This window comes from Streptomyces sp. NPDC051310 (assembly GCF_044455245.1).
Classification (GTDB): domain Bacteria; phylum Actinomycetota; class Actinomycetes; order Streptomycetales; family Streptomycetaceae; genus Streptomyces.
Map to the genome: position 1 here is coordinate 203,215 of NZ_JBITEO010000011.1, position 26,493 is coordinate 229,707.

A 26,493-nucleotide genomic window follows, 5' to 3' on the forward strand; every position below is an offset into this window, starting at 1 on the left:
CAAAGAGCCCCGGCACCCTCCACAGGGTGCCGGGGTTCTTTCGGCTCGGGGGGCCGCCGGTCAGCGCAGCTCGGCCGGCGGGGTGCGGTCCCGGTCGACCTTCTCCGTGCGCTCCAGCTCGCCCCACACGATGTAGCGGTAGTCCGAGGTGTAGACCGGCGTGCAGGTCGTCAGCGTGATGAAGCGGCCCGGCTTGGTCCTGCCGGACTCCTTGGGGATCGGGTCGAGGACGCGGACGTTGTACTTCGACGTCTCCGGGAGGGTCTTGTAGACCTTGTAGACGTACCAGGTGTCCTTGGTCTCGAAGACGATCGCGTCGCCGTTCTTCAGCCGGTGGATGTTGTGGAACTTCGCGCCGTGTCCGTCGCGGTGCGCGGCCAGCGTGAAGTTGCCCTGCTTGTCCGCCGGGAGCGCGGACTTGATCGGATCCGTGTAGTAGCCGGCGACGCCGTTGTTCAGGGTCTTGGGGTCGGTGCCCTGCTTGACCAGCACCTCGCCGTTCTTCATCGCCGGTACGTGGAGGAAGCCGATGCCGTCCTTGGTGTCCAGCGCGCCCGGCCCGGAGGCCCACTTGTCGCGGACCTGGCTGCCCTGCTTGTCGGCCTCGCGGTCGGCCAGGACGTTCGTCCACCACAGCGAGTAGACGACGAACAGGCCCATCAGCACCCCGGCGGTGATCAGCAGTTCGCCGAAGACACTGATGACGCCGGCGATCCGGCTGCGCGCACGTGCCACTACATCTGTCCCGTCTGGAGGTCGAGGTCGAGGAGTCGAGAGGTCGTTCGTCAGCCTACGAGCGCGTCCGGTTTCCCCTTGCTGCGCGGGCGTTCCTCGACCATCTTGCCCCACACGATCATTCGGTACGTACTGGTGAACTCCGGCGTACAGGTCGTCAGCGTGATGTAGCGGCCGGGCTTGGAGAAGCCGGAACCCTGCGGCACCGGCTGGATCACCGAGATGTTCGAGGGCGGGGTCTGCGGCAGGATGCTGTGCATCTCGTACGTGTAGTACGCGTCCTGCGTCTCGACGACGATCGGGTCTCCCGGCACCAGGCGGTTGATGTAACGGAACGGCTCGCCATGGGTGTTGCGGTGGCCGGCGACGGAGAAGTTGCCCTGCTTGTCCGAGGGCATGGCGGTCTTCAGGGGACCCTCGGCGTAGTGGCCGACCATGCCGCGGTCGAGGACCTTCTCCTTGTCGATGCCCTCGGCGATCGGCACCACGACGTCCAGCTTCGGGATGTACATGATCGCGAAGCCCTGGCCCGGCTCGAACGCCCCGGGCTTGCGCCCCTCCGCCCAGGCTTCCTCGATGCCCTTCTTGGCCTTGTCGGCCTCCAGGCCGGCGCGGACGTTGGTCCACCACAGCTGGTACGTGACGAAGAGCAGCATCACGACGCCGAAGGTGATGAACAGCTCGCCCACCACACGGCTGGCGACGACACCGACGCTGTCCTTGCGGGCGCGGGCGGCGCGCCGGGCCTCGACGCGCGTCATCGGCCGCTCGGGAGCGGCAGACCCTCCGGAAGCCGCCGAGACCGCCGAGGAGCCCGCCGCGGCGCCGGCCGGGGTGTGCTTGCCCGCGCGGCGGCGGCCGCGCCCCTTGGCCGCACGACGGCGCTCGGCGCGGCCGCCCGCCGGCCGCACGGCTTCGCCGGATCCGGCCCCGGCCCGGGGCACGGCAGCGGACTCATGGTCCGGAGCGGGCCCGGCCGGTTCGGTGGGCTCCGGGCCGGTGTGCGTGGCGACTGTTCGCCGCGCGTCCCCCGTGCGGAGGGCCATCGTCTCGTCGTACGGAACGTCCGGCGCGGCCGGGCTCTGCCAGTACGGGTACTCCGGCTCCGGTTCCCGCTCCGGCAGGTTCGTCGCCCGGAACCAGGGCGACCCCTGTTCCCCCGCCCCCGCGCCGTGCTCCGGGCGCGCGGGGGTCACGCGACGGCCTTGCCCACCACCGGCGCGAGCCCTGCCGACCGGCCCACCGCTCCGGTGTCGCCGCACTGCTCGAGCCAGTTGGCGAGCATCAGGTGCCCGTGCTCCGTGAGCACCGACTCCGGGTGGAACTGCACGCCCTCGACGGCCAGCTCACGGTGGCGCAGCCCCATGATGATGCCGTCCTCCGTCCACGCGGTGACCTCCAGCTCCGCCGGCAGGTCGCCCGGCTCGGCGGCCAGCGAGTGGTACCGGGTCGCGGTGAACGGCGACGGCAGCCCGGTGAAGACGCCGCGGCCCTCGTGCGTGACCGGCGAGGTCTTGCCGTGCAGCAGCTCGGGCGCGCGGTCGACGACACCGCCGTACGCCACGGCCATGGACTGCATGCCCAGGCAGACGCCGAAGACGGGGACCCCGGTGTCGGCGCAGTGGCGGACCATGTCGACGCAGACGCCGGCCTCCTCGGGCGTTCCCGGCCCGGGCGAGAGCAGGACGCCGTCGAAGCCGTCCTGGGCGTGGCGGAGCTCGACCTGGTCGTTGCGCCGGACCTCGCACTCGGCGCCCAGTTGGTACAGGTACTGGACCAGGTTGAAGACGAAGCTGTCGTAGTTGTCGACGACGAGAATGCGCGCGCTCACTGACCGTCCACCGTCACATCGTTGAACGGAAGCAGAGGCTCCGCCCAGGGGAAGACGTACTGGAAGAGCACGTAGACCACCGCCAGCACGAGCACGAGCGAAATCAGTGCCCGCACCCAGGCGTTGCCCGGCAGATGCCGCCAGATCCAGCCGTACATGACGTCTGCTGGTCCTTCCGTCGTGTGCCCTTCGATACCGCACCAGAGTACGGCTCCGCACCCCCCGGGTGGGTCAGCTGTCCAAAGCCGGTGGTTTGCCTTCCGTCACAGGCCGTGTGGCCTCCAGCCGCGCCCAGGCGATGAGCCGGTGGGTGCTGCCCCACTCCGGATCGCAGGTGGTGAGGGTCAGGTACCGCCCGGGCCCGCCGAAGCCCGCCTTCGCCGGTACGGGGTCGACGACGCCGACGTCGGAGGGCACGGTCCGGTAGGGCTGCCGCGCGATGCGGTACGTGAACCAGGTGGTGCCGTCGTTCAGCACGACCGCGTCGCCGGGGCGCAGCCGCGGGAAGTCCTTGAACGGGTCGCCGTACGTACGGCGGTGGCCGGCCACCGCGAAGTTCCCGGTCCCGCCGAGCGGCGCGGTGGCCGTGTAGTGGCCGAGCCCCTTCGTGAGGGTGCCGGCGCCGGTGCCCTCCAGGACGGGCCAGTCCCACGCGGCGCCGAAGCGGGGGATGTACATGACGGCGAACGGCTTCCCGGGCACGTACGCCGCGGAGGGCGCCGCTCCGGACGGCCCGGACGCCTCCGACGGCCCGGAGGGCGCGGGCCGCTGCGGCACCGGCGGGGCGGCCGGGCCGGCGGCCGGCGGCGCCTCGGCCCACCGCCGCTCCAGCGCCCGGATCTCAACGGCCACCGCGTCCCGGGCCTCGACCCCGGTCCAGAGCACCACGTACGCGACGAACAGCAGGATCACCGCGCCCGCGGTGATGCAGAGCTCGCTGAGGGTCCTGACGATCAGCCGCACGGGCCCGCCCTCCCCTGAAGCGGAGCTAGTCGGTCACAGGCTTCGCGTAGTGGAGATCCACTGTGCCCGAGTAGCCCGGCAGAGTCACCGCCTCGTGCCCGTCGACTTTCCAGCCGAGCCCGTACGCCTTCACGTACAGCAGGTAGTTCTGGATGGCCGTCGAGTCCTCCAGCGCCCGCCGGAGGCGTCCGCTGTCGCCCACTGCCGTGATCCTGTAAGGCGGCGAGTAGACCCGGCCCTGGAGGATCAGGGTGTTGCCGACGCAGCGGACCGCGCTGGTGGAGATCAGCCGTTGGTCCATCACGCGGATGCCCTTGGCGCCGCCCTTCCACAGGGCGTTGACGACCGCCTGGAGGTCCTGCTGGTGGATGACCAGGTCGTTGGCCTGCGGCTCGGGGTAGCCGGGGGCCGCGCGGGCGTCGGGCGGGGCGTCGTTGAGGGTGACGGTCAGGCCCTGGCCCGCGACCGGGGTGGTGCCCGCGGCCTTCTCCAGGGCACCGAGCTTCTCGTCCTCCGCCTTGGTGGAGCCGTCGTCGCGCCGGGCGAGGGCGTCGACCTCACCGCGTACGGCGGCCGTCGACTCGTCGAGCTCGCCGTTCTTGTGGCTGCGCTCGCGGATCAGGTCGGAGAGCTTCAGCAGCGAGGCGTCCTCGCGGATGTTGGTGCCCTTGGCGGTGTTGAAGCTGGTGACGAAGATGAGGCCGGCGAGCGCGAAGACGCCGGCGGTGAGGACCCGGACCGGGCGCCACGGACGGCGCGGGGCGGGCTCTGCGGGAGAGTCGGCGGAATTGCTCAACGTACCCTTATCTCCTTCAGCGCCGAGGAAGCACTACGCTAACGGACGCCCGGGCGGAGCAGTGGTCCCCCTCGTCCTCAGCCCCGGCACCAGCACAAACGCAGCACACAGCCACAGTTCCCTGCGCGGTCACGCAGCGCATCGACAGGAGAGTCCCTCGTGCCGAAGTCACGTATCCGCAAGAAGGCCGACTTCACGCCGCCGCCGGCCGCGAAGCAGGCGACCGCCATCAAGCTGACCAACCGCAGCTGGGTGGCACCGGTGATGCTGGCTCTCTTCGCCATCGGGCTGGCCTGGATCGTCGTCTTCTACGTCACCGACGGCTCGCTGCCGATCAAGTCGCTCTCGAACTGGAACATCGTGGTCGGGTTCGGCTTCATCGCCGGCGGCTTCGGCGTCTCCACCCAGTGGAAGTGACGTCCGGGCAGCCTTCGCGGTAGCCGTCAAGCCGTGCCCTGAGGTTATCCACAGCGTTGTGTACAGGCCGTGGAAAAGGTCAGACGATCTGTGGATAACCCACACGGTGTTGACGCCGATGTGACTGCGGCGCCTCGCGCGCCACTTCCACATCACCGCAGGTCAGAGCCATGGGTACAGATGTTCCCCACCCGGCGCGCAGAAACCGCCACGCGCTGTGGACAAGCTTGGGGAAAACCCCGCTCAGCTGAGCGCGACGGTCCTCACAACGACAGTCGCCAGCGACAGGACGAGCACCAGCCCACAGGCTCCCCACTGCATGACGGCCCGCCGCTCGCGCGGGCCGCCGACCATCCCGTACGCGATGACCGCGCCGGCGATCAGGCCGCCGATGTGCGCCTGCCAGGCGATGCCCTCCCAGAAGAAGGTGAGGACGAGGTTCAGGACGAGCAGCGCCATCACCGGGCGCATGTCGTACTTGAGCCGCCGCACCAGCACCACCGTCGCACCCAGCAGCCCGAAGACCGCGCCGGAGGCACCGAGCGACGGCTGGTTCTGCGCGGCGATCAGATAGGTGAAGGCGCTGCCGGCCAGCGCCGACAGCAGGTAGAGCGCCAGGTAGCGGGCCCGGCCGAGCGCCGCCTCCAGCGGCCCGCCCAGCCACCACACCCCGAGCATGTTGAAGCCGATGTGCCAGATCGCCTGGTGCAGGAAGGCGGACGTCAGCAGCCGGTACCACTCGCCGTCCGCGATGCCGACCACCTCGCCGAGCTGCGGATCGTAGGCGAGCCCCACCAGGGAGAGCCGGTCGTCGAGCTGCGGGACGGCCAGCACGGCGAAGAACACGGCCAGGTTGACGGCAATGATGATCTTGGTGATCAGCTGCGGGTCGCCGCCGGTGATCCGGCCGCCCGCGACCGTGCGCGGCTGGTTAGCGGACGGGGCGTGCCCCGTACCCGACCCGTTCCGCACGCAGTCCGGGCACTGGAAGCCGACCGAGGCGTCGACCATGCAGTCCGTGCAGATCGGCCGCTCGCAGCGGGTGCACCGGATACCGGTCTCCACGCCCGGGTGGCGGTAGCAATGCGGCGCCTGCGCCTGCTCCATGGGGATCCCCTCTCAACGCGACGCCCCGTCCATCCTGACGGACGGACGGGGCGAAAAGTGCCCGCTCAGCTCTTGCGGGACTCGATCTCCACCGACTCGATGACCACGTCCTCCAGCGGACGGTCCGTACGCGGGTTGGTGGGGGTGGCGGCGATGGCGTCCACGACCCGCTTGCCGGCCTGGTCGGCGACCTCGCCGAAGATCGTGTGCTTGCCCGTGAGCCAGGCGGTCGGTGAGACGGTGATGAAGAACTGCGAGCCGTTGGTGCCCGGGCCGGCGTTGGCCATGGCCAGCAGGTACGGCTTGGTGAAGTGCAGCTCCGGGTGGATCTCGTCGCCGAACTCGTAGCCGGGACCGCCGGTGCCGTTGCCGAGGGGGTCGCCGGCCTGGATCATGAAGCCGCTGATCACACGGTGGAAGACCGTGCCGTCGTACAGCGGGTCCGTGGTCTTCACACCGGTCGCCGGGTGCACCCACTCGCGCTCGCCCCTGGCGAGCTCCACGAAGTTCTTCACCGTCTTCGGGGCGTGGAACGGCAGGAGCCGGATCGCGATGTCGCCCATGGTGGTCTTCAGGGTGGCGTAAAGCTGCTCGGCCACGGTGTGCCTTCCGTAAGTCTGCGCTGACGTACCCCGATCCTCCCACGGCCGGTGCCCCGGATGCCCGTACAGCATGCCGACGGAGACAGCGGCAGGCATGATTTCAAACAGGACGGAAAGGCGAATACCGACCCGCCCCGCCACCGAGGAGGAGGACCCCGTGACCCGCAAGGACAGCGTGCGCGCCGCGACCGATACGGCAATGGACAGCGTGCGGCACGCCGCGGAAGTGGTGGCGCCCTACGCGAACACGGCGAAGGACACAGCCGTGCACTACGCGAACGAAGCGCGCGTCAGGGTCGCGCCGAAGGTCTCCAGCGTCGCGCTTCAGGCGCGGACGCAAGCTCGCACCCAGTTCGACACGATGGTGGCGCCGCATGTGCCGCCGAAGCTCGACCAGGCCGCGCACCGTGCGATGGTGCAGACCCGCCGGGCGGCGCGTCAGGCGGCGGAGTACACCGCGCCCCGGGTGGAGAAAGCCATGGCCGCCGCCCAGCCCGTGGGGGTGGAGGCGGTGAACCGCTCGGCCGCCGCGGTGGCGGCATTGCGCGGTCAGGTGACCGCGAAGGACATTCAGCGGATCGTCAGGAAGCACGAGCGCCGGGCGCGAGCCGGGCGTGTCGCCAAGGGGATGGCGGTGGTGGGCGTCCTGGCGGGTGCGGCGTTCGCCGCGTGGAAGTGGTGGGACAAGCAGGCCAACCCGGACTGGCTGGTCGAACCGCCGGCTGCCACGGAGGTCTCCGAGCCGACTCCCCTGACGTCGGTCGACGGCAGTGCCGGAACCCTGGACCCGGAGGTGGAGGCCAAGCAGGCCGAGGCGGAAGCGGAGTCGCCGAACGGCGATGACCGGCCGTAGGCCGCGGCGTTCGCCCTAGGCTGCGAGCGCGAGGTCGGCCAGCCCCGTCGGGGCGGGCTGAAGGGCGGCGGACGGCAGATGGCGCACGGAGGGCGACGATCCGTGCGCCTCGGCGTGGATGCGCTGCTTGATGGTGGGCGGCAGTGACCGGTCCCGTGCGGACGCCTTGCGCGGTACGGGCACCGGGGCGGGGGCCGGCGCCGGCGCGGCAGGCTGCTGCGGCCGGGCAGCGGGCACCGCGGACGCGGTCGTCGTGCCGTGGCGGAAGCCGAGGGCGGCGAGGAGAGCGGTCAGGAGGGAGAGGAAGGCGGTCCAGACGCGGGTGACTTCGACGGCGGCCATGGCCCCTCGCTTTCGTGTCGGTTCGTGCCGGTTCATAGCGGTTCGAGTCAGCAAGTCAACGGGTGAACGGGTCAGCGGGTGAGCGGGTGAGCTGCTGACCGGGTTGGGCGATCTACATACCTTCCTCATGATGTGTACGCATCTCGAGAACGCGAGGACCTCCACGGGCGCCGCGCGGATCTTCCGATGAACAGCACTCGTGTGGAGTAACAGAAGTGGCGCCCGCCCTCCGCGCCGTACTAGAGGAGTGGCGTGACTTCCACGATGCCCACCGCTTCCGCCACCTCCGGCGCGCCGGCTGCCGACGCCCCGGCCGTGCGCGCACTGGCCGCCGGGGCCCAGGACCTGCTGTTCCGGCAGGCGCACACGGCCCACGCGTACACCGACGAGCCGGTGACCGACGAGCAGATCGCCGCGATCCACGATCTGGTCAAGTACGGACCGACCTCACTGAACAGCCAGCCGCTGCGCGCAGTACTGGTCCGCAGCGCCGAGGCGCGGGCCCGGTTGGTCGAGCACATGGCGCCGGGCAACCAGGCCAAGACGCGGCAGGCGCCCCTGGTCGTCGTCCTCGCCGCCGACCTGCACTTCCACGAGCAGCTGCCCAAGGTCGCCCCGCACGTCCCGGACGCCCGCGAGCTGTTCACCGACGAAGGGCCGCGCCACGACGCCGCCGTGCTGAACGCCGCGCTGCAGATCGCCTACTTCATCGTGGGCGTACGGGCGGCCGGCCTGGCCGTCGGGCCGATGTCGGGCTTCGACGCCGAAGCCGTCACCGCGGAGTTCTTCCCCGACGGCCACCACCGCGCCCTCGTGGTGGCGAACGTGGGCCGCCCCGCCCCGGACGCCTTCCGCCCCCGGGCCCCGCGCCTGGCCTTCGAGGAGGTCTTCCGGACCGTCTGACCCCGCGAGCGATCCCTCCCCGTTCGCGCAGGTGAGGGGGTTGAAGAGGGGAAGGAGGAGGGCCTGGGAGGGGGCATACGGGCGGTGCGGAGGGGGTGCGAGGCGGACGCTGTACGCCAGCAAAGCGGGCTGCCGTCCTCCGCCGCTCGGGGGTCCGCTCCGTCAGCTCTTCGCCCTCCGCGCGGGCCCTTCCCCCATCGTCGGGCCGCTCGCCGGTCTGCTCCGGGGCGGCCTCCCGCCGGTCCGCGAGGCCGCCGGGGCCGCGGGAGGCCGCCCGCGGGAACGAGGGCCGAGATCTCCCGCTGACCGGCCGGGCGGGCACATGGTCCCGTGCTGGACCGTGGCTCTTCCCCGCCCGGCCGGGCCGCAGGAGGGCCGGACCGGGGGGCCCACGGCGCACGCAAAAACACCCCTCCGGCTGCGTTTCTGCAGATCGGAGAGGTGTTCGTGTGTGGAGCCTAGGGGAGTCGAACCCCTGACATCTGCCATGCAAAGACAGCGCTCTACCAACTGAGCTAAGGCCCCGGGACGGCCACAGGGTGGCCGTGCCGCAGACCAGAGTACCGGTTACCAGGGGGTGGCCCGCAAAAAGGATTGGGACTCCCCGGCGGCGACCACTCTCCGTAAGATGCTGGGCGAGGTTCGCAGCAGCGAACCGAAGCGATGGGGAGACGCAATGGATGCAGCACAGCAGGAAGCGACCGCGAGAGCCAGAGAGCTCCAGCGCAGTTGGTACGGGGAGCCGTTGGGGGCGCTCTTCCGCCGGCTCATCGACGATCTGGGCCTCAACCAGGCCCGTCTCGCGGCGGTGCTCGGGCTGTCGGCGCCGATGCTCTCCCAGCTGATGAGCGGTCAGCGCGCCAAGATCGGCAACCCTGCCGTGGTGCAGCGCGTGCAGGCTCTCCAGGAGCTCGCGAGCCAGGTCGCCGACGGGAGCGTCAGCGCGGCCGAGGCCACCGACCGGATGGACGAAATCAAGAAGTCCCAGGGCGGTTCGGTGCTCACCGGATCCAGCCAGACCACCGCCAGCTCCGGCGCCCCGACCGTCAAGCGCGTGGTCCGGGAGATCCAGTCGCTGCTGCGCTCGGTGTCGGCGGCCGGCGACATCATCGATGCGGCCGACTCGCTCGCCCCGACCCACCCGGAGCTGGCAGAGTTCCTCAGGGTGTACGGCGCGGGGCGCACCGCGGACGCGGTCGCCCACTACGAGTCGCACCAGAGCTGAGTTCAGGCGGACGGACGGGGAGCGGCGCAGCCGATGGGTGAGGTCTTCGCTGGGCGGTACGAGCTGATCGACCCGATCGGGCGGGGTGGTGTCGGTGCCGTGTGGCGCGCCTGGGACCACCGCCGGCGCCGTTACGTCGCGGCCAAGGTGCTGCAGCAGAGCGACGCCCACACACTGCTGCGCTTCGTGCGCGAACAGGCGCTGAGGATCGATCACCCACATGTCCTCGCCCCGGCGAGCTGGGCCGCGGACGACGACAAGGTGCTGTTCACCATGGACCTGGTGGGCGGCGGGTCGCTGGCCCATGTGATCGGCGACTACGGGCCGCTGCCGCCGCGCTTCGTCTGCACCCTGCTCGACCAGCTGCTGTCCGGATTGGCCGCGGTGCACGCGGAGGGGGTCGTGCACCGCGACATCAAACCGGCCAACATCCTGCTGGAGGCGACCGGAACGGGACGGCCGCATCTGCGCCTGTCCGACTTCGGCATCTCCATGCGCAAGGGCGAGCCCCGGCTGACCGAGACCAACTACGTGGTCGGCACGCCCGGTTACTTCGCTCCCGAACAACTGATGGGCGCGGAACCGGACTTCCCGGCCGACCTGTTCGCCGTCGGACTGGTCGCGCTCTATCTGCTCCAGGGGCGGAAGCCCGACGCGCAGGCGCTCGTGGAGCACTTCGCCGCCTACGGCACACCCGGCGCCCCGCAGGGCGTCCCGGAGCCGCTGTGGCAGGTCCTCGCGGGCCTGCTGCAGCCCGATCCGCAGACCCGCTTCCGTACGGCCACGGGCGCGCGCAAGGCGCTGTCCGCGGCCGTCGAGCTGCTGCCGGAGGCCGACGGGGACGAGGAGCCCGTCGAGGTCTTCGACCAACTCGGCCCGCTGCCGGCCGGCTTCGGCCCGGACGGCCCCGTCCCCGCCTCCGCGGCGCCCCCCGCGGACCCGGCGCCCGCGCGGCAGGACGCGTCCGGGACGCCCCCGCAGCCGGCGCCACACCCGGCCCCCGGGGCGACGCCCCACGACGCTTCCGTCCGGGCGGCACAGGCCGCCCGGACAGCACAGGCGCAGGCCGCCCAGGCCGCCCACGCGGCGCAGGCGACCCGGACCGCCCCCGTACCGGTCCCGCCCCTTCCGGCCCCGTCCGGGACCGGCAGCTTCCACCTCGCACCGCCGCCCCAGCAGCCGGCTCCTCACCCGGCTTCCCCCGCACCGGCGCCCGCGCCCGCGTCCGCATCCGCCTCGGTGCCCGCGCCGCACCAGGCCCCCCGCACCCGGCAGTACACCGCCCAGCCCGCACCCGCGCAGGTTCCCGCCCCCGTCGCGCCCCGGCGACCGGGACCGTCCCGGAAGGTCGCGGTCCCGGTGCTGCTGACGGCGCTCGTCTGTTTCGCCATCGGGTTCTGGGCGCTCACCCGCATCTGAGCCGCCCGGCCGCCCGGCCGCCGGCCCCGCCCCGGAGATCCGGGGGCCCGACCGGCTCAGCGCACGCTCACCACGACGCGGGCGGCGCGGCGGCGCGCCGCCGGGCCAGCAGCGTCCACACACCCAGCCCCGCCACCAGTACCGTGCCGGTGCCGATCCCGGCCGCCGCGACGACCTTCATGGTGTCGCTGCGCTCCGCTTCCGGACCGCTCTGCCCGCTGGCCGCCTGGTCCCTGTCGTCGGCCGTGACCGCGAAGATCCCGGCGGGCCCCTCGTAGGCGGGCGGCTGCTGCGCCTGCCCGCGTACGCTGACCCGCAGCGTCAGCCCGTACGGCTTCTTGCCGAACTCCTCGCCGACCTCCGGGTTCAGACTCACGCGCAGGTAGTACCAGCCCGCGAAGCGCATGTCCTCGAACTTGTCGCTGGAGTCGTAGCGGTTCTCGTACCGCACCGGCGGCAGCGGGTCGAGCGCGGCCGACTTCTGCTTGCCGGTGTACGAGACGGACTCGGTGCCGGCCACCACGCCCTGCATGGGGTTGAACAGTGTGATGGCGAGCGCGCCGCCGACGAAGCCGTCGCCCGTCGAGCTGCCGAGGTCGGCGCTGGCGAAGATCTGCTGCCCCCAGTCGACGGGCACCCGGTAGAACCGCGACTGCCCCGGCTCGATCCGGTCGGTCCACTCGCCCTCGGTGAGGCCGGTGGCGTCGTGGAAGCCGCTGCCGCCCTTGCGCTCCCGGGGACCGCCGCCCGGCAGCGGCGGCGACGCGCTCGGCCAGACGGAGGGCGCCGCGGTCGGCCCCGTGGACGTCACCCCGGGCTCCAGCTCGTGCCGGATCTCCAGGTCCCACGGCTCGGCCCCGGCGGTGTCCTTGTCGGACCGCTCGACGACCACGTAGTACGAGTCGCCCTTCTGGCAGGAGGAGCTGTCCTTCTCGATGGTCCGGTGGGCGTAGGCGGCCAGCGGCCGCGCGAACTCGGCGGAGCCGAACCGGCTTTCGTTGGAGCTGCAGTCGTAGCCGTCCCGGTCCTGCAGGGAGACCTTGAGGGCGTCGGCGTAGGCGACCTTCGCCCCTGCCCGGGGGACCGCCACCGCCGAGACGTACGCGTCGTGATCAGCGTCCAGGTCGACCCGGTAGACCAGCTTCTCCCCGGACTTGATGCTGTCCCGGTACGTCGCTCCGGCGGTCAGCTGCGGGGCTTCGCTGGTGCTGGAGGCCCCGTGCGTCTGCCGCGCGCCCTCGGCGAAGGCGTACGGCCCCGGCTGTCCGGCTGCCCATGCCTGCCCGGTCAGCACCGCCGCGGCGCACAGCGCCGCCGCCCCGGCCCGCACCACCCGGCCGCCGGCCCCGCCGCACCGCCTGTTCACGCGCTTCCCCTCCGTACGCCACGATGCCTGCCACGTCTGCCCCGCCTACGAGCAGGGGACCATCCTGCCCCGCCCGCCCCCGGGCTGTCTGCCGCACGCTCAGCGGATTCGCGAAAGCAACCGATATGTTCGCTGTCGCGAACAGCACGAAGCCCCGGCCGCTTCAGCGACCGGGGCCCGTACGCAGACTGCGTGTCGTCTCACACACCGGAACCTGCGGGCACGGAGTCGGTCGCCTCCGTCCACAGGTCCTGCTCGGCGCGATCCGCCTGGATCTGGCGGTACACGAGGAGCCCGCCGATGGCGGCCAGTGCGACCAGGAGAAGCTTCTTCACCGCGCGACCTCGTCTTTCGTTGACGTAGGAGACCTTCTGGCGCTCGACTATACACACCGGCCGAGACCATACGGTGACCTATGCCCACCGGGAAAAGCGATCGGCCCGGTCGGATTTCTCCGACCGGGCCGATCACCGTCACTGTGGGGCTAACAGGATTTGAACCTGTGGCCTCATCCTTATCAGGGATGCGCTCTAACCAACTGAGCTATAGCCCCTCCGCGCTGCGCGCTGACCTCTGAAGATTAGCGCACGGAGCGGTGAGTTCCCAAATCCGCTACTCGTCCTCGGCCAGCGTGAGCTCCACGCCACCGACGAACCCGGCGGACAGGTTGTAGATGAAGGCGCCCAGCGTCGCCAGCGCCGTGGCCAGCACGACATCGATGACCGCGATCACCGAGGTGAAGATCAGCACCCGCGGCAGGGACAGGAACGCCTGCAGGTCGAAGCCGTTGCTCTCGTTGGAGCCCGTCGCCTCGCTGATCGTGCCGCCGACGGTCGAGAAGACGCCCATGGCGTCCATGACCATCCACAGCACCGCCGCGGCCACCACCGTGCAGATGCCCAGCGCGATGGAGAGCAGGAAGCTCACCTTCATCACCGACCACGGGTCGGCCTTGGCCACCCGCAGCCGTGCCTTGCGGGTGCGCGGCATGGTCGTCGCACCCGTCCGGGGCCGGCGCACCGTGCCCCCGCCGCCCTGCGTGGAATACGCCTGGGGCGGCTGGTACGGCTGTGCCGTCTGCTGCGCCGAGGCAGGCCGCTCACCCGGCAGCGGGCCCTTGTCGTACGTGGTCACCGTAACCCCCTGGGAGTCCGTGGCTGGGCCACGGGTACCGCTCGCTCCGGAAGCGGCCGATCCGGCACCCGTGGCTCCACTCACGCTCTACTCCTCGTGCTCCCCGGCCGGCGGCTCCGTACCCCCGGCGGCCTCGGCCGTCACCTCGGTGCCTTCGACGGCACCTTCGGTAGCTTCGGTTCCTTCGATGTCTTCGGTTCCTTCGGCCCCGTCGACCTCTTCGGCCTCGCGACCGGCCTCGGCGTTTCGTGCGATACCGACGACGGCATCGCGCTTGCCCAGATTGATCAGTTGGACGCCCATGGTGTCACGGCCCGTCTCCCTGACTTCATTGACCCGCGTGCGAATCACACCACCCGACAGCGTGATGGCGAGGATCTCGTCGGTCTCCTCGACCACCAGCGCGCCGACGAGCGAGCCGCGGTCCTCCACGATCTTCGCAGCCTTGATGCCGAGGCCGCCACGCCCCTGGACCCGGTACTCGTCGACGGCGGTGCGCTTGGCGTACCCGCCGTCCGTCGCGGTGAACACGAACGTACCCGGCCGCACCACGTTCATCGACAGCAGCTCGTCGCCCTCGCGGAAGCTCATGCCCTTCACGCCGGACGTGGCACGCCCCATCGGCCGCAGGGCGTCGTCCGTCGCGGTGAAGCGGATCGACTGCGCCTTCCTGGAGATCAGCAGCAGGTCGTCCTCCGCCGACACCAGCTCCGCGCCGATCAGTTCGTCGTCACTGCCGTCCTCCCGTTCGCGCAGGTTGATGGCGATGACACCGCCCGAGCGGGGGGAGTCGTAGTCCTTCAGCGAGGTCTTTTTCACCAGACCGGCCTTCGTGGCCAGCACCAGGTAGGGCGCCGCCTCGTAGTCGCGGATCGCGAGGATCTCGGCGATCTGCTCGTCCGGCTGGAAGGCCAGCAGGTTGGCCACGTGCTGACCGCGCGCGTCCCGCCCGGCGTCCGGCAGTTCGTAGGCCTTGGCACGGTAGACGCGGCCCTTGTTGGTGAAGAAGAGCAGCCAGTGGTGCGTGGTGGAGACGAAGAAGTGGTCGACGATGTCGTCTTCCTTCAGCTTCGTGCCGCGCACGCCCTTGCCGCCGCGCTTCTGGGAGCGGTAGTCGTCCGTCTTGGTCCGCTTCACATAGCCGCCACGCGTGATCGTGACGACGATGTCCTCCTCGGCGATCAGGTCCTCCATGGACATGTCGCCGTCGAAGGGCACCAGCTTGGAGCGGCGGTCGTCGCCGAACTTCTCGACCAGCGCGGCCAGCTCCTCGCTGACGATCTGGCGCTGGCGCGCCTCGGAGGCGAGGATCTCGTTGTACTCGTTGATCTTCGCCTGGAGCTCGTCGTGCTCGGCGACGATCTTCTGGCGCTCCAGGGCGGCGAGCCGGCGCAGCTGCATCTCGAGGATGGCGTTGGCCTGGATCTCGTCGATCTGCAGCAGGCCCATCAGGCCCTCGCGCGCGATCTCGACGGTGTCGCTGCGCCGGATCAGCGCGATGACCTCGTCGATGGCGTCGAGCGCCTTGAGCAGACCGCGCAGGATGTGGGCGCGCTCCTCCGCCTTGCGCAGGCGGAACCTCGTACGCCGGACGATGACCTCGATCTGGTGCGTCACCCAGTGGCGGATGAACGCGTCGAGCGAGAGCGTGCGCGGCACACCGTCGACGAGCGCCAGCATGTTGGCGCCGAAGTTCGTCTGGAGGTCGGTGTGCTTGTAGAGGTTGTTGAGGACGACCTTGGCGACCGCGTCCCGCTTGAGGACGATCACCAGGCGCTGGCCCGTCCGGGACGACGTCTCGTCGCGGACGTCCGCGATGCCGCCGATCTTGCCGTCCTTGACGAGGTCGGCGATCTTCTGCGCGAGGTTGTCCGGGTTGACCTGGTAGGGCAGCTCCGTGACCACCAGGCACTGGCGGTTCTGGATCTCCTCGACCTCGACGACCGCGCGCATGGTGATGGAGCCGCGGCCCGTGCGGTACGCCTCCTCGATGCCCTTGCGCCCGACGACGAGGGCGCCGGACGGGAAGTCCGGTCCCTTGATCCGCTCGATCAGCGCGTCCAGGAGCTCCTCGTGGCTGGCCTCGGGGTGCTCCAGGGCCCACTGCGCACCGGCCGCGACCTCGCGGAGGTTGTGCGGCGGGATGTTGGTCGCCATGCCGACCGCGATGCCCGCGGACCCGTTGACCAGGAGGTTCGGGAAACGCGCCGGCAGGACCGTCGGCTCCTGGTTGCGGCCGTCGTAGTTGTCCGTGAAGTCGACGGTCTCCTCGTCGATGTCCCGGAGCATCTCCATGGACAGCGGCATCATCTTGCACTCGGTGTACCGCATGGCGGCCGCCGGGTCGTTGCCCGGGGAACCGAAGTTGCCGTTGGAGTCCACCAGCGGCATGCGCATCGACCACGGCTGGGCCAGGCGGACCAGCGCGTCGTAGATGGAGGAGTCACCGTGCGGGTGGTACGTACCCATGACGTCACCGACGACGCGGGCGCACTTGTAGAAGCCCTTCTCGGGGCGGTACCCGCCGTCGTACATCGCGTACAGCACGCGGCGGTGGACGGGCTTGAGGCCGTCCCGTACGTCCGGCAGCGCGCGGGACACGATGACGGACATCGCGTAGTCCAGGTACGAGCGCTGCATCTCGGTCTCGAGCCCGACGGGCTCGACGCGCAGGCCCACACCGGGGACGGCGGGCTCCTCTTCGGGCATCACGGGGGCAGGGGTGTTCTCGTCGGCCATTGCTGGTCTTCAGTCCTTTCGTACGGTCAGCTGAGACCGACTCAGATGTCGAGGAAGCGAACGTCCTTGGCGTTGCGCTGGATGAACGAGCGCCGCGCCTCCACGTCCTCACCCATCAGCACCGAGAACAGGTCGTCGGCCTGGGCCGCGTCGTCCAGCGTGACCTGGCCGAGCACCCGGTGGTCCTGGTCCATGGTGGTGATGCGCAGCTCCTCGGCGTTCATCTCGCCCAGACCCTTGAAGCGCTGGATCGAGTCCTCGCGGATGCGCTTGCCGTTCTGCTTGCCGAGCTCGACGAGCGCGTCGCGCTCACGGTCCGAGTACGCGTACTCGAAGTCGTCCCGGCCCCACTTGATCTTGTACAGCGGCGGGCGCGACAGGTACACGTGCCCGGCCTCGACCAGCGGCCGCATGAAGCGGAACAGGAAGGTGAGGAGCAGGGTGTTGATGTGCTGGCCGTCGACGTCGGCGTCCGCCATGAGAATGATCTTGTGGTAGCGGAGCTTCTCGATGTCGAAGTCCTCGTGCACACCGGTGCCGAAGGCGGAGATCAGCGCCTGGACCTCGGTGTTCTGCAGGATCTTGTCGATCCGGGCCTTCTCGACGTTCAGGATCTTGCCGCGGATCGGCAGGATGGCCTGGTACATCGGGTTGCGGCCGGACTTCGCGGAGCCGCCGGCGGAGTCACCCTCGACGATGAAGATCTCGCACTTGGACGGGTCGTTCGACTGGCAGTCGCTCAGCTTGCCGGGCAGGGACGCGCTCTCCAGCAGGCCCTTGCGCCGGGTCAGGTCACGCGCCTTGCGGGCGGCCACGCGCGCGGTGGCGGCCTGGATCGCCTTGCGGACGATGTCGGCGGCCTCGTTGGGGTTGCGGTCGAGCCAGTCCGACAGGTGCTCGTGGGCGACCTTCTGCACGAAGGTCTTCGCCTCCGTGTTGCCCAGCTTGGTCTTGGTCTGGCCCTCGAACTGGGGCTCGCCCAGCTTGACCGAGATGATCGCCGTGAGGCCCTCGCGGATGTCCTCACCCGTGAGGTTGTCGTCCTTCTCGCGCAGCAGCTTCTTGTCGCGCGCGTAGCGGTTGACCAGACCGGTCAGCGCGGCGCGGAAGCCCTCCTCGTGCGTACCGCCCTCGTGGGTGTGGATCGTGTTCGCGAAGGAGTACACGCCCTCGGTGTACTGCGAGTTCCACTGCATCGCGATCTCGACCGAGAGCATCCGGTCCTTGTCCTCGGCCTCGACCGAGATGACCGTGGGGTGGATGAGCTCGCCCTTGCGCGAGTTGAGGTACTTGACGAAGTCGACGATGCCGCCTTCGTAGTAGTACGAGACCGTCCGGGCCGGCGCCTCCTCGGCCGTCTCCGCGGCGTCGGGGTCGTCGGCGTTCATGGTCGCCTTGGCCGACTCCCGCTCGTCGGTCAGGGAGATCCGCAGGCCCTTGTTGAGGAACGCCATCTCCTGGAAGCGGCGCGAGAGGGTCTCGAAGGAGTACTCGGTCGTCTCGAAGATGTCCGCGTCGGCCCAGAAGGTCACCGACGTACCGGAGTCCTCGACCGCCTCGTGCTGGGCGAGCGGGGCGGTGGGGACGCCCAGCTTGTAGTCCTGGGTCCAGCGGTACCCGTCGCGCTTGATCTCCACCGAGACCCTGCTGGACAGGGCGTTCACGACGGACACACCCACGCCGTGCAGACCGCCGGAGACGGCGTAGCCGCCGCCGCCGAACTTGCCGCCCGCGTGCAGCACGGTCAGGACGACCTCGACGGCGGGCTTCTTCTCGACGGGGTGGATGTCGACGGGGATACCGCGACCGTTGTCCACGACCTTGACGCCACCGTCCGCGAGGATGGTGACGTCGATGGTGTCCGCGTGCCCGGCCAGGGCCTCGTCGACGGAGTTGTCGACGACCTCGTACACCAGGTGGTGAAGTCCACGCTCGCCGGTCGACCCGATGTACATGCCGGGCCGCTTGCGGACCGCGTCCAGACCCTCGAGGACGGTGATCGCGCTGGCGTCGTACGACGAGGTCGACTCGCCGGCAGCAGTGGACGGAATGTTCTCGTTGGGGTTGCCGGAATCGGCCACGAAGCGCCCTTTCTGGCACAGCACAAGCCGTCTCTCCGGGCATACGGGAGCGGCTGCGTCGTTCGACATGTTCCGCAGTGGGCGGGATTACCTACCAGTGTACCGGTGACGCTGACACTCATGGGGGTTTGCCGGTACCTGAGTCCGCATGTGCCGCCCTGAACCGGCGCCCGCCGACTCCCCATATCCGGGAAGGGGCTCCAAGAGGCTCACGCCGCCACTCAGCGCTTCGACCTGTCAACCTCCAGCAACGGTGACGGCCACCTCACTCACCCCCTCTCTCCCGCGCCACTCCGCGGGACCCCCAGGCACCCCGCGCACCGCGCCTTCCGGGGCGCCGCCGAGGAAGCACTGCTGGTGGGCGGGCATGTCCGCGGTGCCGGTGCGGGGGCGCCGGAGACGCACCGGGGGGCGACGGCCCGTTTTCGTGCGCAGCGGCGCGGGGGCGCGGCCGCCGCGGGCCCCCGCGACGGGGCGGCGGGAGCCGATCCGGCGTTCACGGGAGGGGCGGCAGAGTGCCTGGCGAGGCCGGATGCCGGCGGGCGCAGGCGGGGGGGCTCGCTTCCACGTCGAGGCTGCGTGCCGGGGGGCGTACGGCGGGGTCCAGGGCAGGCCCGGGGCCGTGCGCGCCAGGGGCCAGGGGACGGGTGGCCGGGTCGAGGCTCCTTGCCGTCGGCCCGTGGCCGCAGCCGGCGGGGACGGGACTGGTCTCCTGACGCGGGCCGGGCGGCCCGGGCCGGTGCGCGCGCGTCGGGCGGCCGGGCCGCGCCCCGGATCAGCCGTAGGTGTCGCCCGGGCCCGTGCTCCCCGGGGCACGCAGAGGGCCGTAACCGCGTCGCGGGCCTCCCGGGCCCAGCACCTTGATCATCCGTACGGTTCCGTGACCCAGGTCCTCGTTCAGCCGCGCCACCAGCCGCGGCGCCAGCAGCCGCAGCTGCGTCGCCCACGCCGTGGAGTCGCACTGCACGGTGAGCACCCGCTCCTCGGGGTCCTCGTCGTACCGCAGGGGCACGCAGTGCTTGGCCAGGTCCTCGCCGACGATCTGCGGCCAGCGGCCCATCACGCCGCCCACCGCCGCGGGCGTCTCCCAGCCGCGCTCGGTGATCAGCCGGTTGATCGCGGCGCCCAGCGGCAGCGGGTCCCGCCCGTCGGCCCGGGCGCCGGAGCGCAGCCCCCCGCCCCGCCGGGCCTGCTTCTTCTGCTGCGCGGCGGCGCCGCGCGCCTTCGCCTGCTCCTTCGCCGCGCGCAGCGCGACCCGCGCCAGGTCGACGCCCGACGGCTCCGGAACCGACGGCCCCGGTACGGACGGCATCGGCACCGAGGACAGCGGCTGCACTGCCGCACCCGGCTGGCCCCACGAAGCCGACGGCACCGACGGCACCGACGGGTCCGGCATCCACTCGCTCGTCACAACCGCTCCACCGTTCCCTCCGCCACGGCATACCGCGCCCCGGCCAGCACGCCCGGCACGTCGTCGTCGACCGCCGCCGTCACCAGCACCTGCTCACCCGGAGCCACCAGTTCCGCCAGCCGTTCCCGCCGTCGCGCGTCCAGCTCCGCGAAGACGTCGTCGAGGACGAGCACCGGCTCGTTGCCCTCGGCGCGCAGCAGGTCGTACGAGGCCAGCCGCAGCGCCAGCGCGTACGACCAGGACTCGCCGTGGCTGGCGTACCCCTTCGCGGGGAGCTCGCCCAGCTTGAGCACCAGATCGTCGCGGTGGGGCCCCACCAGCGTGACGCCCCGCTCGATCTCCTGTTTGCGGACCTCGGCGAGTGCCCCCAGCAGGCCCTCGTAGAGAGCCTCCCGGCCGTGCACACCGGACGCGACCGGCCCCCGGTAGTCGAGGGCGACCGGGCCGCCGCCCGGGGCCAGCTGCTCGTACGCCTTGTCCGCCAGCGGCTGCAGCGTCGCGACGAGGTCCAGCCGCTGCGCCAGCAGCTCCGCCCCGGTGCGCGCCAGGTGCTGGTCCCAGACGTCGAGCGTGGACAGGTCCATGGAGCGCCCGCCGTGCCGCCGCGCCATGGCCGCCGACTTCAGCAGCGTGTTGCGCTGCTTGAGGACCCGCTCGTAGTCCGAGCGCACGCCCGCCATCCGCGGCGACCGCGCGGTGATCAGCTCGTCGAGGAAGCGCCGCCGCTCCCCAGGGTCGCCCTTGACCAGTGCCAGGTCCTCGGGCGCGAACAGCACCGTCCGTACGATCCCCAGCACATCGCGGGGTCTGACCTGCGAGGACCGGTTGATGCGCGCCCGGTTCGCCCGCCCCGGGTTGAGCTCCAGCTCCACCAGCTGGGACCGCTCGCCCTGTCGTACGGCCGCGCGGATGACGGCGCGCTCGGCGCCCATCCGTACCAGCGGCGCGTCGGACGAGACCCGGTGGCTGCCGAGCGTCGCCAGGTAGCCGACCGCCTCGACGAGGTTGGTCTTGCCCTGGCCGTTCGCGCCGACGAAGACACTGACGCCCGGATCGAGAGGGACCTCGACCCGGGCGTACGAGCGGAAGTCGGCCAGCGACAGATGCGTGACGTGCATGATGTGCGCCGACCTTCCCCCGGCATGCCGTGCACCGCGGGATGCACAGCCTGTGGAACTACTTCTTCGCCTCGACCGCGTGGCCACCGAACTGGTTGCGCAGCGCGGCGATCATCTTCATCTGCGGTGAGTCGTCCTGCCGGGACGCGAACCGCGCGAACAGCGACGCGGTGATCGCCGGCAGCGGCACCGCGTTGTCGATGGCGGCCTCGACCGTCCACCGGCCCTCGCCGGAGTCCTGGGCGTACCCGCGCAGCTTCTCCAGGTGCTCGTCCTCGTCCAGCGCGTTGACGGCCAGGTCGAGCAGCCAGGAGCGGATGACGGTGCCCTGCTGCCAGGAGCGGAAGACCTCGCGGACGTCCGTGACGGAGTCGACGGCCTCCAGCAGCTCCCAGCCCTCGGCGTAGGCCTGCATCATCGCGTACTCGATGCCGTTGTGGACCATCTTCGCGAAGTGGCCGGCGCCGACCTTGCCCGCGTGGACCGAACCGAACTCGCCCTCCGGCTTGAGCGCGTCGAAGATCGGCTGGACCTTGGCCACGTTCTCGGCGTCGCCGCCGTACATGAGCGCGTAGCCGTTCTCCAGGCCCCAGACGCCGCCGGACACGCCGCAGTCGACGAAGCCGATGCCCTTGCGGCCCAGTTCCTCGGCGTGCTTCTCGTCGTCCGTCCAGCGCGAGTTGCCGCCGTCGACGACGACGTCGCCGGGCGAGAGCAGCTCGGCGAGCTGGTCGATCGTGGACTGGGTGGCGGCACCGGCGGGCACCATGACCCACACGACGCGCGGGCCCTTGAGCTTGCTCACCAGCTCTTCGAGGCTGTGGACATCGGCGAGGTCCGGGTTGCGGTCGTACCCGATGACGGTGTGGCCGGCGCGGCGGATGCGCTCGCGCATGTTGCCGCCCATCTTGCCGAGACCGACGAGACCGAGCTCCATCAGATTTTCCTCAATCGTTGTGTGCGAGTTCGTACCCGCGTCCGAGACTACGCCCGGACCTCGCTGCACACCTGTGGGGTCGGGCGCTCACTCGGCCGCTCGGCCGAGCGGCGCCCGCGGGGGACCGCGCCGGTCCTGACGGAGAGCGTCAGCCGCTCAGCCGCACCGGCATGATCAGGTACTTGTACGCCTCGTCCGCCTCCGCGTCGAGCGCCGGCTTGCCGCTCAGCAGCGCGGGCTTGGTGGAGGTGGTGAAGGAGAGCTGGGCGACCGGGGAGTCGATCGCGCTCAGACCGTCCAGCAGGAAGGTCGGGTTGAAGGCGATCGAGATGTCGTCGCCCTCCAGCTGGGCGTCGACCCTTTCCACAGCCTGTGCGTCGTCGCTCGAACCGGCCTCAAGGATGAGGACGCCCTGCTCGAAGGTGAGCCGCACGGGCGTGTTCCGCTCGGCCACCAGCGCCACACGCTTGACGGCCTCGACGAACGGCGCCGTCTCGATCACCGCGACCGAGTTGAACTCCGTCGGGAAGAGCGTGCGGTACTTCGGCAGGTCACCCTCGAGGAGCCGGGTGGTGGTGCGGCGGCCCGCGCCCTCGAAGCCGATCAGGCCCTCGCCCTTGCCGGAGCCCGAGAGCGCCAGCGTGACGGTGTCACCGCTGGTCAGCGACTTGGCGGTGTCCAGCAGCGTCTTGGCGGGCACCAGGGCCACCGCCGAGGCGTCCGGGGACTCGGGCTTCCACAGGAATTCCCGGACGGCGAAGCGGTAGCGGTCGGTGGACGCGAGCGTCACCGTGTCGCCCTCGATCTCGATCCGCACGCCGGTGAGGACCGGCAGCGTGTCGTCGCGGCCCGCGGCGATGGCGACCTGGGCGGCGGCGGAGGCGAACACCTCACCGGGGACGGTGCCGGTCGCGGACGGCATCTCCGGCAGCGCCGGGTACTCCTCCACAGGGAGGGTGTGCAGCGTGAAGCGGGAGGAGCCGCAGACCACGGTCGCCCGTACACCGTCTGTGGAAATCTCCACCGGGCGGTTGGGGAGGGCGCGGCAGATGTCGGCGAGCAGGCGGCCGGAGACCAGGACGGTGCCGTCCTCCTCCACCTCGGCCTCGACCGAGACCCGCGCGGAGACCTCGTAGTCGAAGCTGGAGAAGCTGAGCGCACCGTTCTCGGCCTTCAGAAGAAGGCCCGCGAGTACGGGCGCCGGCGGACGGGCCGGGAGGCTGCGGGCCACCCAGGCCACCGCCTCCGCGAGTACATCGCGCTCCACCCGGATCTTCACCGGAACCGCCTCCTGCTGTTGCTGGCTCTTCGTCGACTGCGGGAACCAGTCTGACGCACGCCACCGGCACTCGGTGCGGCTCGGGGTCAAGTCGCGACGAGCGGCACCGGAGGCTCCGGCGCCGAGTTGTGCACAGGCCCCTCTTCGAAGCGAATTCCCCGGTAACTATGAGTGGGAGTAGTAGTAGGGCCTGTGGAAACCGTGGATAACGTCGTCCACGCAGGTCAGGCCCAGTTTTTTGTCCACCGCCCCTGTGGGCGGAGCCCGTGGACAACCCGGGGGATCTGTGGACGCGCGGAAGTTCTGCACAGTCGATGCACAGCCGGGGGCGACTTCTCCCCAGCGCCGTCCCCAGTTTTACCCACCTTCCCCACAGCCCAATCCGGCATCTTCGTGTGACCGCTTTCACTCGGCGCGGTGAGGTCGGGTGTTTCGTTGCCGAACAGTGGACAGCGGTGTGGAGAAGAGCCGCCAAGCTGTGGACCATGGACTGCTGCCTGTGGGCCGCCGGTGGACAACTTTCTCCCGTGCCTGTGGACGAAACCTCTGTCCACAGCCTGTGGAGCGAGCTCGGCCACAATTCCACAACCCGGTGAGCTGGGGGAACGCGGTGTCGGCAGGCCCGCCTGTGGACACCGTATGGACAACTTCCCGGTCCCCAGGCTGTGGACCGAAGATCGCGCCGCCTTCTGTGGAGAACGGCGTGACGGGTCTGTGTATTCGAACACCGTGGCCCCACCGGGAACCTCCCCGACCCTCGCCGGACCTCCCAGGACCTTCGCCGGGGCTCTCCCGCAGGCCGTCGACGGCCCGGCGCAGGGCGCGGAGGGAGGTCCGCGCGGGGCCCGTGCGGAGGTTCCGCCGGGGACGGCCGGACCGCCACGACGGGCTCCGGGCACGGCGAAGGGCGCCCCGGGACCGTGTCCCGAAGCGCCCTTGTCGTCGTCTCGCCCCTGGTGCCCCCGCCGGCTCGCGGAGAGCCGCGTCAGCCGTTCTTGATGCGGTTCGTGAGCTCGGTGACCTGGTTGTAGATCGAGCGGCGCTCGGCCATGAGCGCGCGGATCTTGCGGTCCGCGTGCATCACCGTCGTGTGGTCACGCCCGCCGAACTGGGCGCCGATCTTCGGCAGCGACAGGTCGGTGAGCTCCCGGCACAGGTACATGGCGATCTGCCGGGCCGTCACCAGCACCCGGCTGCGCGAGGAGCCGCACAGGTCCTCCACCGTCAGACCGAAGTAGTCCGCGGTCGCCGCCATGATGGCGCCGGCCGTGATCTCCGGGGCCGCGTCCTCGCCGCCCGGGATGAGGTCCTTGAGGACCCCCTCGGTGAGCACCAGGTCGACCGGCTGCCGGTTCAGGCTGGCGAAGGCCGTCACACGGATCAGCGCGCCCTCCAGCTCCCGGATGTTGCGGGAGATGCGGGAGGCGATGAACTCCAGTACCTCCGGCGGGGCGTTGAGCTGCTCCTGCACCGCCTTCTTGCGGAGGATCGCGATCCGCGTCTCCAGCTCCGGCGGCTGTACGTCGGTGGTCAGACCCCACTCGAAGCGGTTGCGCAGCCGGTCCTCCAGCGTCATCAGCTGCTTCGGCGGCCGGTCGGAGGAGAGCACGATCTGCTTGTTGGCGTTGTGGAGGGTGTTGAAGGTGTGGAAGAACTCCTCCTGCGTCGACTCCTTGCTCGCGAGGAACTGGATGTCGTCGACGAGCAGGATGTCCACGTCCCGGTAGCGCTTGCGGAAGGTGTCGCCCTTCCCGTCGCGGATCGAGTTGATGAACTCGTTGGTGAACTCCTCGGAGCTCACGTACCGCACGCGCGTGCCGGGGTAGAGGCTGCGCGCGTAGTGCCCGATCGCGTGCAGCAGGTGGGTCTTGCCGAGTCCGGACTCCCCGTAGATGAACAGCGGGTTGTACGCCTTGGCCGGCGCCTCCGCCACCGCGACGGCGGCCGCGTGCGCGAACCGGTTCGACGACCCGATGACGAAGGTGTCGAAGAGGTACTTGGGGTTCAGCCGGGCGTGCTGCTCGCCGGGGCGCCCCGCCCCGGCCGCGCCTCCGGCGCCCGCTCCCTGACCGCCGCCCGCGGCACCCGTCCCGGGCGACTGCGGCTCCGGGAGATCGCGCCGCTCGGCGCCGCGCTGCTGCTCGAAGGGCGACGGCGACCCGTGCCGGGTGTGGTCCGGCGCCTGGGGGCCCCGGTAGTCGTGGTGCGGCTGCTGGGGGCGGGCCGTCGCGTAGGGGTCGCGTTCCTGGAACCCGCCGAGGCGCGGCTGCTGCCAGGAGAGGTCCTCCTGGGTGCGCGGCCAGGCGCCCGGCTCCGGGCGGTGCTGCTGGTACTCGGGGTAGGCCGGGCGCGCGGTCGGCAGACCGTCGTCGGGCAGCGGCCGGTGGCCGTAGTCGTCGTAGCGCGGCTGCTCGCGCGCGGGCGGCGCCGGCGGGGCGGGCGGTTCGCCCGCCGAGTCGTCGACGGTGATCGCGATCCGGATGGGGCGCCCGCACTCGCGGCTGAGCGTGTCACTGATCAGCGGGGCGAGCCGGCCCTCCAGGACGCGCTTGCCCCACTCGTTGGGTACGGCGAGGAGAGCCGTGTCGGCCACCAGTGCGAGCGGCTGGCAGCGCTCGACCCACTGTTTGTCCTTCGGCTCGATGCTCTGCTGGCCTTCACCGAGGAGCTGTTCCAGCACTCGTGGCCACACTGCGGCAAGATCAGCAGGTACGTCAGCCACAGGCACGCTCTCTCACAGGTCCCACGAATGTGTGGTTCTCGGGACGGGATGGGAAGACAGGCAGGAAAGGAATCCGAGTTCAGCCACGGTAGTCGTGGCGGCTCGCGAGGTTCAAGTTGTTGTCCACAGCCTGTGCATAGTGGGCCCCGGCGTGGTGCTGGTTTGACCGGATGGCGTAGCCGCGCGTACCGTAACCAGGTCGAGTTGTCGATGGCTGCTGCCGCCTGCCTCCGATGGGCAAAGATCACGATCAGTGGTCGTGAAAGCGGTGCACTCGGGCGTATTGCGAGCTACTCGTGGGCGCACGGTGACAGCCAGGCGATGTCCCGCCACCACCCGAATCATTTCTGGAGCCCCCGAGTGAGCAAGCGCACCTTCCAGCCGAACAACCGTCGTCGTGCGAAGACCCACGGTTTCCGTCTGCGCATGCGTACCCGTGCCGGCCGCGCGATCCTCGCGTCCCGCCGCAGCAAGGGTCGCGCCCGCCTGTCCGCCTGATCGCCAACAGGTCAT

General features: G+C 70.7%; 25 protein-coding genes and 2 tRNA genes. 6 read left to right on the forward strand and 21 right to left on the reverse strand.

The features are described 5' to 3' along the window. Nucleotides 1-60 precede the first annotated feature (60 nt). The 6 genes from ACIA79_RS18545 to ACIA79_RS18570 form a co-directional block, all read right to left on the reverse strand. On the reverse strand, nucleotides 61-735 hold the full coding sequence (locus tag ACIA79_RS18545; RefSeq protein ID WP_399429370.1) for a class E sortase: 675 nt from the start codon (nucleotides 733-735) through the stop codon (nucleotides 61-63). A 50-nt stretch (nucleotides 736-785) separates the two neighbouring features. After that, entirely contained in the window at nucleotides 786-1,931 is a 1,146-nt protein-coding gene (locus tag ACIA79_RS18550) for a class E sortase (protein ID WP_399429371.1), read from the reverse strand. Then, the gene (locus ACIA79_RS18555; RefSeq protein ID WP_399429372.1) at nucleotides 1,928-2,566 is read right to left on the reverse strand and encodes an aminodeoxychorismate/anthranilate synthase component II; all 639 of its coding nucleotides are present in this window, start codon (nucleotides 2,564-2,566) and stop codon (nucleotides 1,928-1,930) included. The genes ACIA79_RS18550 and ACIA79_RS18555 overlap by 4 nt, the downstream gene beginning before the upstream one ends. Next, nucleotides 2,563-2,724, reverse strand: a complete 162-nt coding sequence (locus tag ACIA79_RS18560) for a hypothetical protein (protein ID WP_150175734.1) — start codon at nucleotides 2,722-2,724, stop codon at nucleotides 2,563-2,565. The genes ACIA79_RS18555 and ACIA79_RS18560 overlap by 4 nt, the downstream gene beginning before the upstream one ends. Nucleotides 2,725-2,797: 73 nt before the next feature. Beyond that, nucleotides 2,798-3,529 carry a class E sortase gene (locus ACIA79_RS18565; RefSeq protein ID WP_399429373.1) on the reverse strand — a complete coding sequence of 244 codons (732 nt, stop codon included), beginning with the start codon at nucleotides 3,527-3,529 and terminating at the stop codon, nucleotides 2,798-2,800. A 25-nt stretch (nucleotides 3,530-3,554) separates the two neighbouring features. Continuing rightward, a complete protein-coding gene (locus ACIA79_RS18570; RefSeq protein WP_399429374.1) occupies nucleotides 3,555-4,325 on the reverse strand; it encodes a DUF881 domain-containing protein in 771 nt (256 codons plus the stop codon). A 159-nt stretch (nucleotides 4,326-4,484) separates the two neighbouring features. Between ACIA79_RS18570 and crgA the strand changes: the two genes are divergently transcribed. Beyond that, the gene (gene crgA / locus ACIA79_RS18575) at nucleotides 4,485-4,742 is read left to right on the forward strand and encodes a cell division protein CrgA (protein ID WP_031071972.1); all 258 of its coding nucleotides are present in this window, start codon (nucleotides 4,485-4,487) and stop codon (nucleotides 4,740-4,742) included. A gap of 243 nt (nucleotides 4,743-4,985) precedes the next feature. On the opposite strand, the gene ACIA79_RS18580 is transcribed toward crgA, so the two are convergent. Together ACIA79_RS18580 and ACIA79_RS18585 are read right to left on the reverse strand one after the other, a co-directional pair. After that, nucleotides 4,986-5,849 (reverse strand): rhomboid family intramembrane serine protease, encoded by an 864-nt coding sequence (locus ACIA79_RS18580; RefSeq protein WP_399429375.1) that lies wholly within the window; start codon nucleotides 5,847-5,849, stop codon nucleotides 4,986-4,988. A 65-nt stretch (nucleotides 5,850-5,914) separates the two neighbouring features. Further along, nucleotides 5,915-6,448, reverse strand: coding sequence for a peptidylprolyl isomerase (locus ACIA79_RS18585; protein ID WP_399429376.1), 534 nt, complete (start codon nucleotides 6,446-6,448; stop codon nucleotides 5,915-5,917). 160 nt (nucleotides 6,449-6,608) lie between these two features. On the opposite strand from ACIA79_RS18585, the gene ACIA79_RS18590 reads away from it, so the two are divergent. Further along, nucleotides 6,609-7,304: a DUF5324 family protein gene (locus ACIA79_RS18590; protein ID WP_399429377.1), complete on the forward strand. Its 696-nt coding sequence runs from the start codon at nucleotides 6,609-6,611 to the stop codon at nucleotides 7,302-7,304. 15 nt (nucleotides 7,305-7,319) lie between these two features. Here the strand turns inward: ACIA79_RS18590 and ACIA79_RS18595 are convergent, their stop codons facing one another. After that, on the reverse strand, nucleotides 7,320-7,646 hold the full coding sequence (locus tag ACIA79_RS18595; protein WP_399429378.1) for a DUF6344 domain-containing protein: 327 nt from the start codon (nucleotides 7,644-7,646) through the stop codon (nucleotides 7,320-7,322). A 264-nt stretch (nucleotides 7,647-7,910) separates the two neighbouring features. Between ACIA79_RS18595 and ACIA79_RS18600 the strand changes: the two genes are divergently transcribed. After that, nucleotides 7,911-8,549: a malonic semialdehyde reductase gene (locus tag ACIA79_RS18600; protein WP_399429425.1), complete on the forward strand. Its 639-nt coding sequence runs from the start codon at nucleotides 7,911-7,913 to the stop codon at nucleotides 8,547-8,549. Between the two features lie 452 nt (nucleotides 8,550-9,001). On the opposite strand, the gene ACIA79_RS18605 is transcribed toward ACIA79_RS18600, so the two are convergent. Continuing rightward, nucleotides 9,002-9,074: transfer RNA gene (locus ACIA79_RS18605), tRNA-Ala, on the reverse strand. Between the two features lie 151 nt (nucleotides 9,075-9,225). Between ACIA79_RS18605 and ACIA79_RS18610 the strand changes: the two genes are divergently transcribed. Together ACIA79_RS18610 and ACIA79_RS18615 are read left to right on the forward strand one after the other, a co-directional pair. After that, entirely contained in the window at nucleotides 9,226-9,774 is a 549-nt protein-coding gene (locus ACIA79_RS18610; RefSeq protein WP_031071961.1) for a transcriptional regulator, read from the forward strand. Nucleotides 9,775-9,807: 33 nt separating this feature from the next. After that, entirely contained in the window at nucleotides 9,808-11,193 is a 1,386-nt protein-coding gene (locus tag ACIA79_RS18615) for a serine/threonine-protein kinase (RefSeq protein WP_399429379.1), read from the forward strand. Nucleotides 11,194-11,260: 67 nt separating this feature from the next. Here the strand turns inward: ACIA79_RS18615 and ACIA79_RS18620 are convergent, their stop codons facing one another. The 11 genes from ACIA79_RS18620 to dnaA all read right to left on the reverse strand — a co-directional run bounded on the left by ACIA79_RS18620 (nucleotide 11,261) and on the right by dnaA (nucleotide 25,980). Next, on the reverse strand, nucleotides 11,261-12,559 hold the full coding sequence (locus ACIA79_RS18620) for a hypothetical protein (RefSeq protein WP_399429380.1): 1,299 nt from the start codon (nucleotides 12,557-12,559) through the stop codon (nucleotides 11,261-11,263). Between the two features lie 200 nt (nucleotides 12,560-12,759). Next, complete coding sequence (locus ACIA79_RS18625; RefSeq protein WP_003958712.1) at nucleotides 12,760-12,894, reverse strand: DLW-39 family protein; 135 nt, start codon at nucleotides 12,892-12,894, stop codon at nucleotides 12,760-12,762. A gap of 144 nt (nucleotides 12,895-13,038) precedes the next feature. Continuing rightward, nucleotides 13,039-13,112: transfer RNA gene (locus ACIA79_RS18630), tRNA-Ile, on the reverse strand. Nucleotides 13,113-13,171: 59 nt separating this feature from the next. Further along, nucleotides 13,172-13,777, reverse strand: a complete 606-nt coding sequence (locus ACIA79_RS18635; protein WP_399429381.1) for a DUF3566 domain-containing protein — start codon at nucleotides 13,775-13,777, stop codon at nucleotides 13,172-13,174. A gap of 3 nt (nucleotides 13,778-13,780) precedes the next feature. Beyond that, nucleotides 13,781-16,432, reverse strand: coding sequence for a DNA gyrase subunit A (gene gyrA, locus ACIA79_RS18640; RefSeq protein WP_399429382.1), 2,652 nt, complete (start codon nucleotides 16,430-16,432; stop codon nucleotides 13,781-13,783). A 41-nt stretch (nucleotides 16,433-16,473) separates the two neighbouring features. Then, the gene (gene gyrB / locus ACIA79_RS18645; RefSeq protein WP_399429383.1) at nucleotides 16,474-18,537 is read right to left on the reverse strand and encodes a DNA topoisomerase (ATP-hydrolyzing) subunit B; all 2,064 of its coding nucleotides are present in this window, start codon (nucleotides 18,535-18,537) and stop codon (nucleotides 16,474-16,476) included. A 751-nt stretch (nucleotides 18,538-19,288) separates the two neighbouring features. After that, nucleotides 19,289-19,825, reverse strand: a complete 537-nt coding sequence (locus ACIA79_RS18650) for a DUF721 domain-containing protein (RefSeq protein WP_399429426.1) — start codon at nucleotides 19,823-19,825, stop codon at nucleotides 19,289-19,291. Between the two features lie 95 nt (nucleotides 19,826-19,920). Beyond that, entirely contained in the window at nucleotides 19,921-21,042 is a 1,122-nt protein-coding gene (recF, locus tag ACIA79_RS18655) for a DNA replication/repair protein RecF (protein ID WP_399429384.1), read from the reverse strand. A 58-nt stretch (nucleotides 21,043-21,100) separates the two neighbouring features. Then, nucleotides 21,101-21,979, reverse strand: a complete 879-nt coding sequence (gene gnd, locus ACIA79_RS18660) for a phosphogluconate dehydrogenase (NAD(+)-dependent, decarboxylating) (protein ID WP_399429385.1) — start codon at nucleotides 21,977-21,979, stop codon at nucleotides 21,101-21,103. A 148-nt stretch (nucleotides 21,980-22,127) separates the two neighbouring features. Further along, nucleotides 22,128-23,258: a DNA polymerase III subunit beta gene (dnaN, locus tag ACIA79_RS18665; protein ID WP_031071944.1), complete on the reverse strand. Its 1,131-nt coding sequence runs from the start codon at nucleotides 23,256-23,258 to the stop codon at nucleotides 22,128-22,130. Between the two features lie 985 nt (nucleotides 23,259-24,243). After that, nucleotides 24,244-25,980 carry a chromosomal replication initiator protein DnaA gene (gene dnaA, locus ACIA79_RS18670; protein ID WP_399429386.1) on the reverse strand — a complete coding sequence of 579 codons (1,737 nt, stop codon included), beginning with the start codon at nucleotides 25,978-25,980 and terminating at the stop codon, nucleotides 24,244-24,246. 360 nt (nucleotides 25,981-26,340) lie between these two features. Here dnaA and rpmH point away from each other — a divergent pair, with 360 nt between their 5' ends. Beyond that, nucleotides 26,341-26,478, forward strand: a complete 138-nt coding sequence (rpmH, locus tag ACIA79_RS18675) for a 50S ribosomal protein L34 (RefSeq protein WP_003956500.1) — start codon at nucleotides 26,341-26,343, stop codon at nucleotides 26,476-26,478. Nucleotides 26,479-26,493 lie beyond the last annotated feature (15 nt).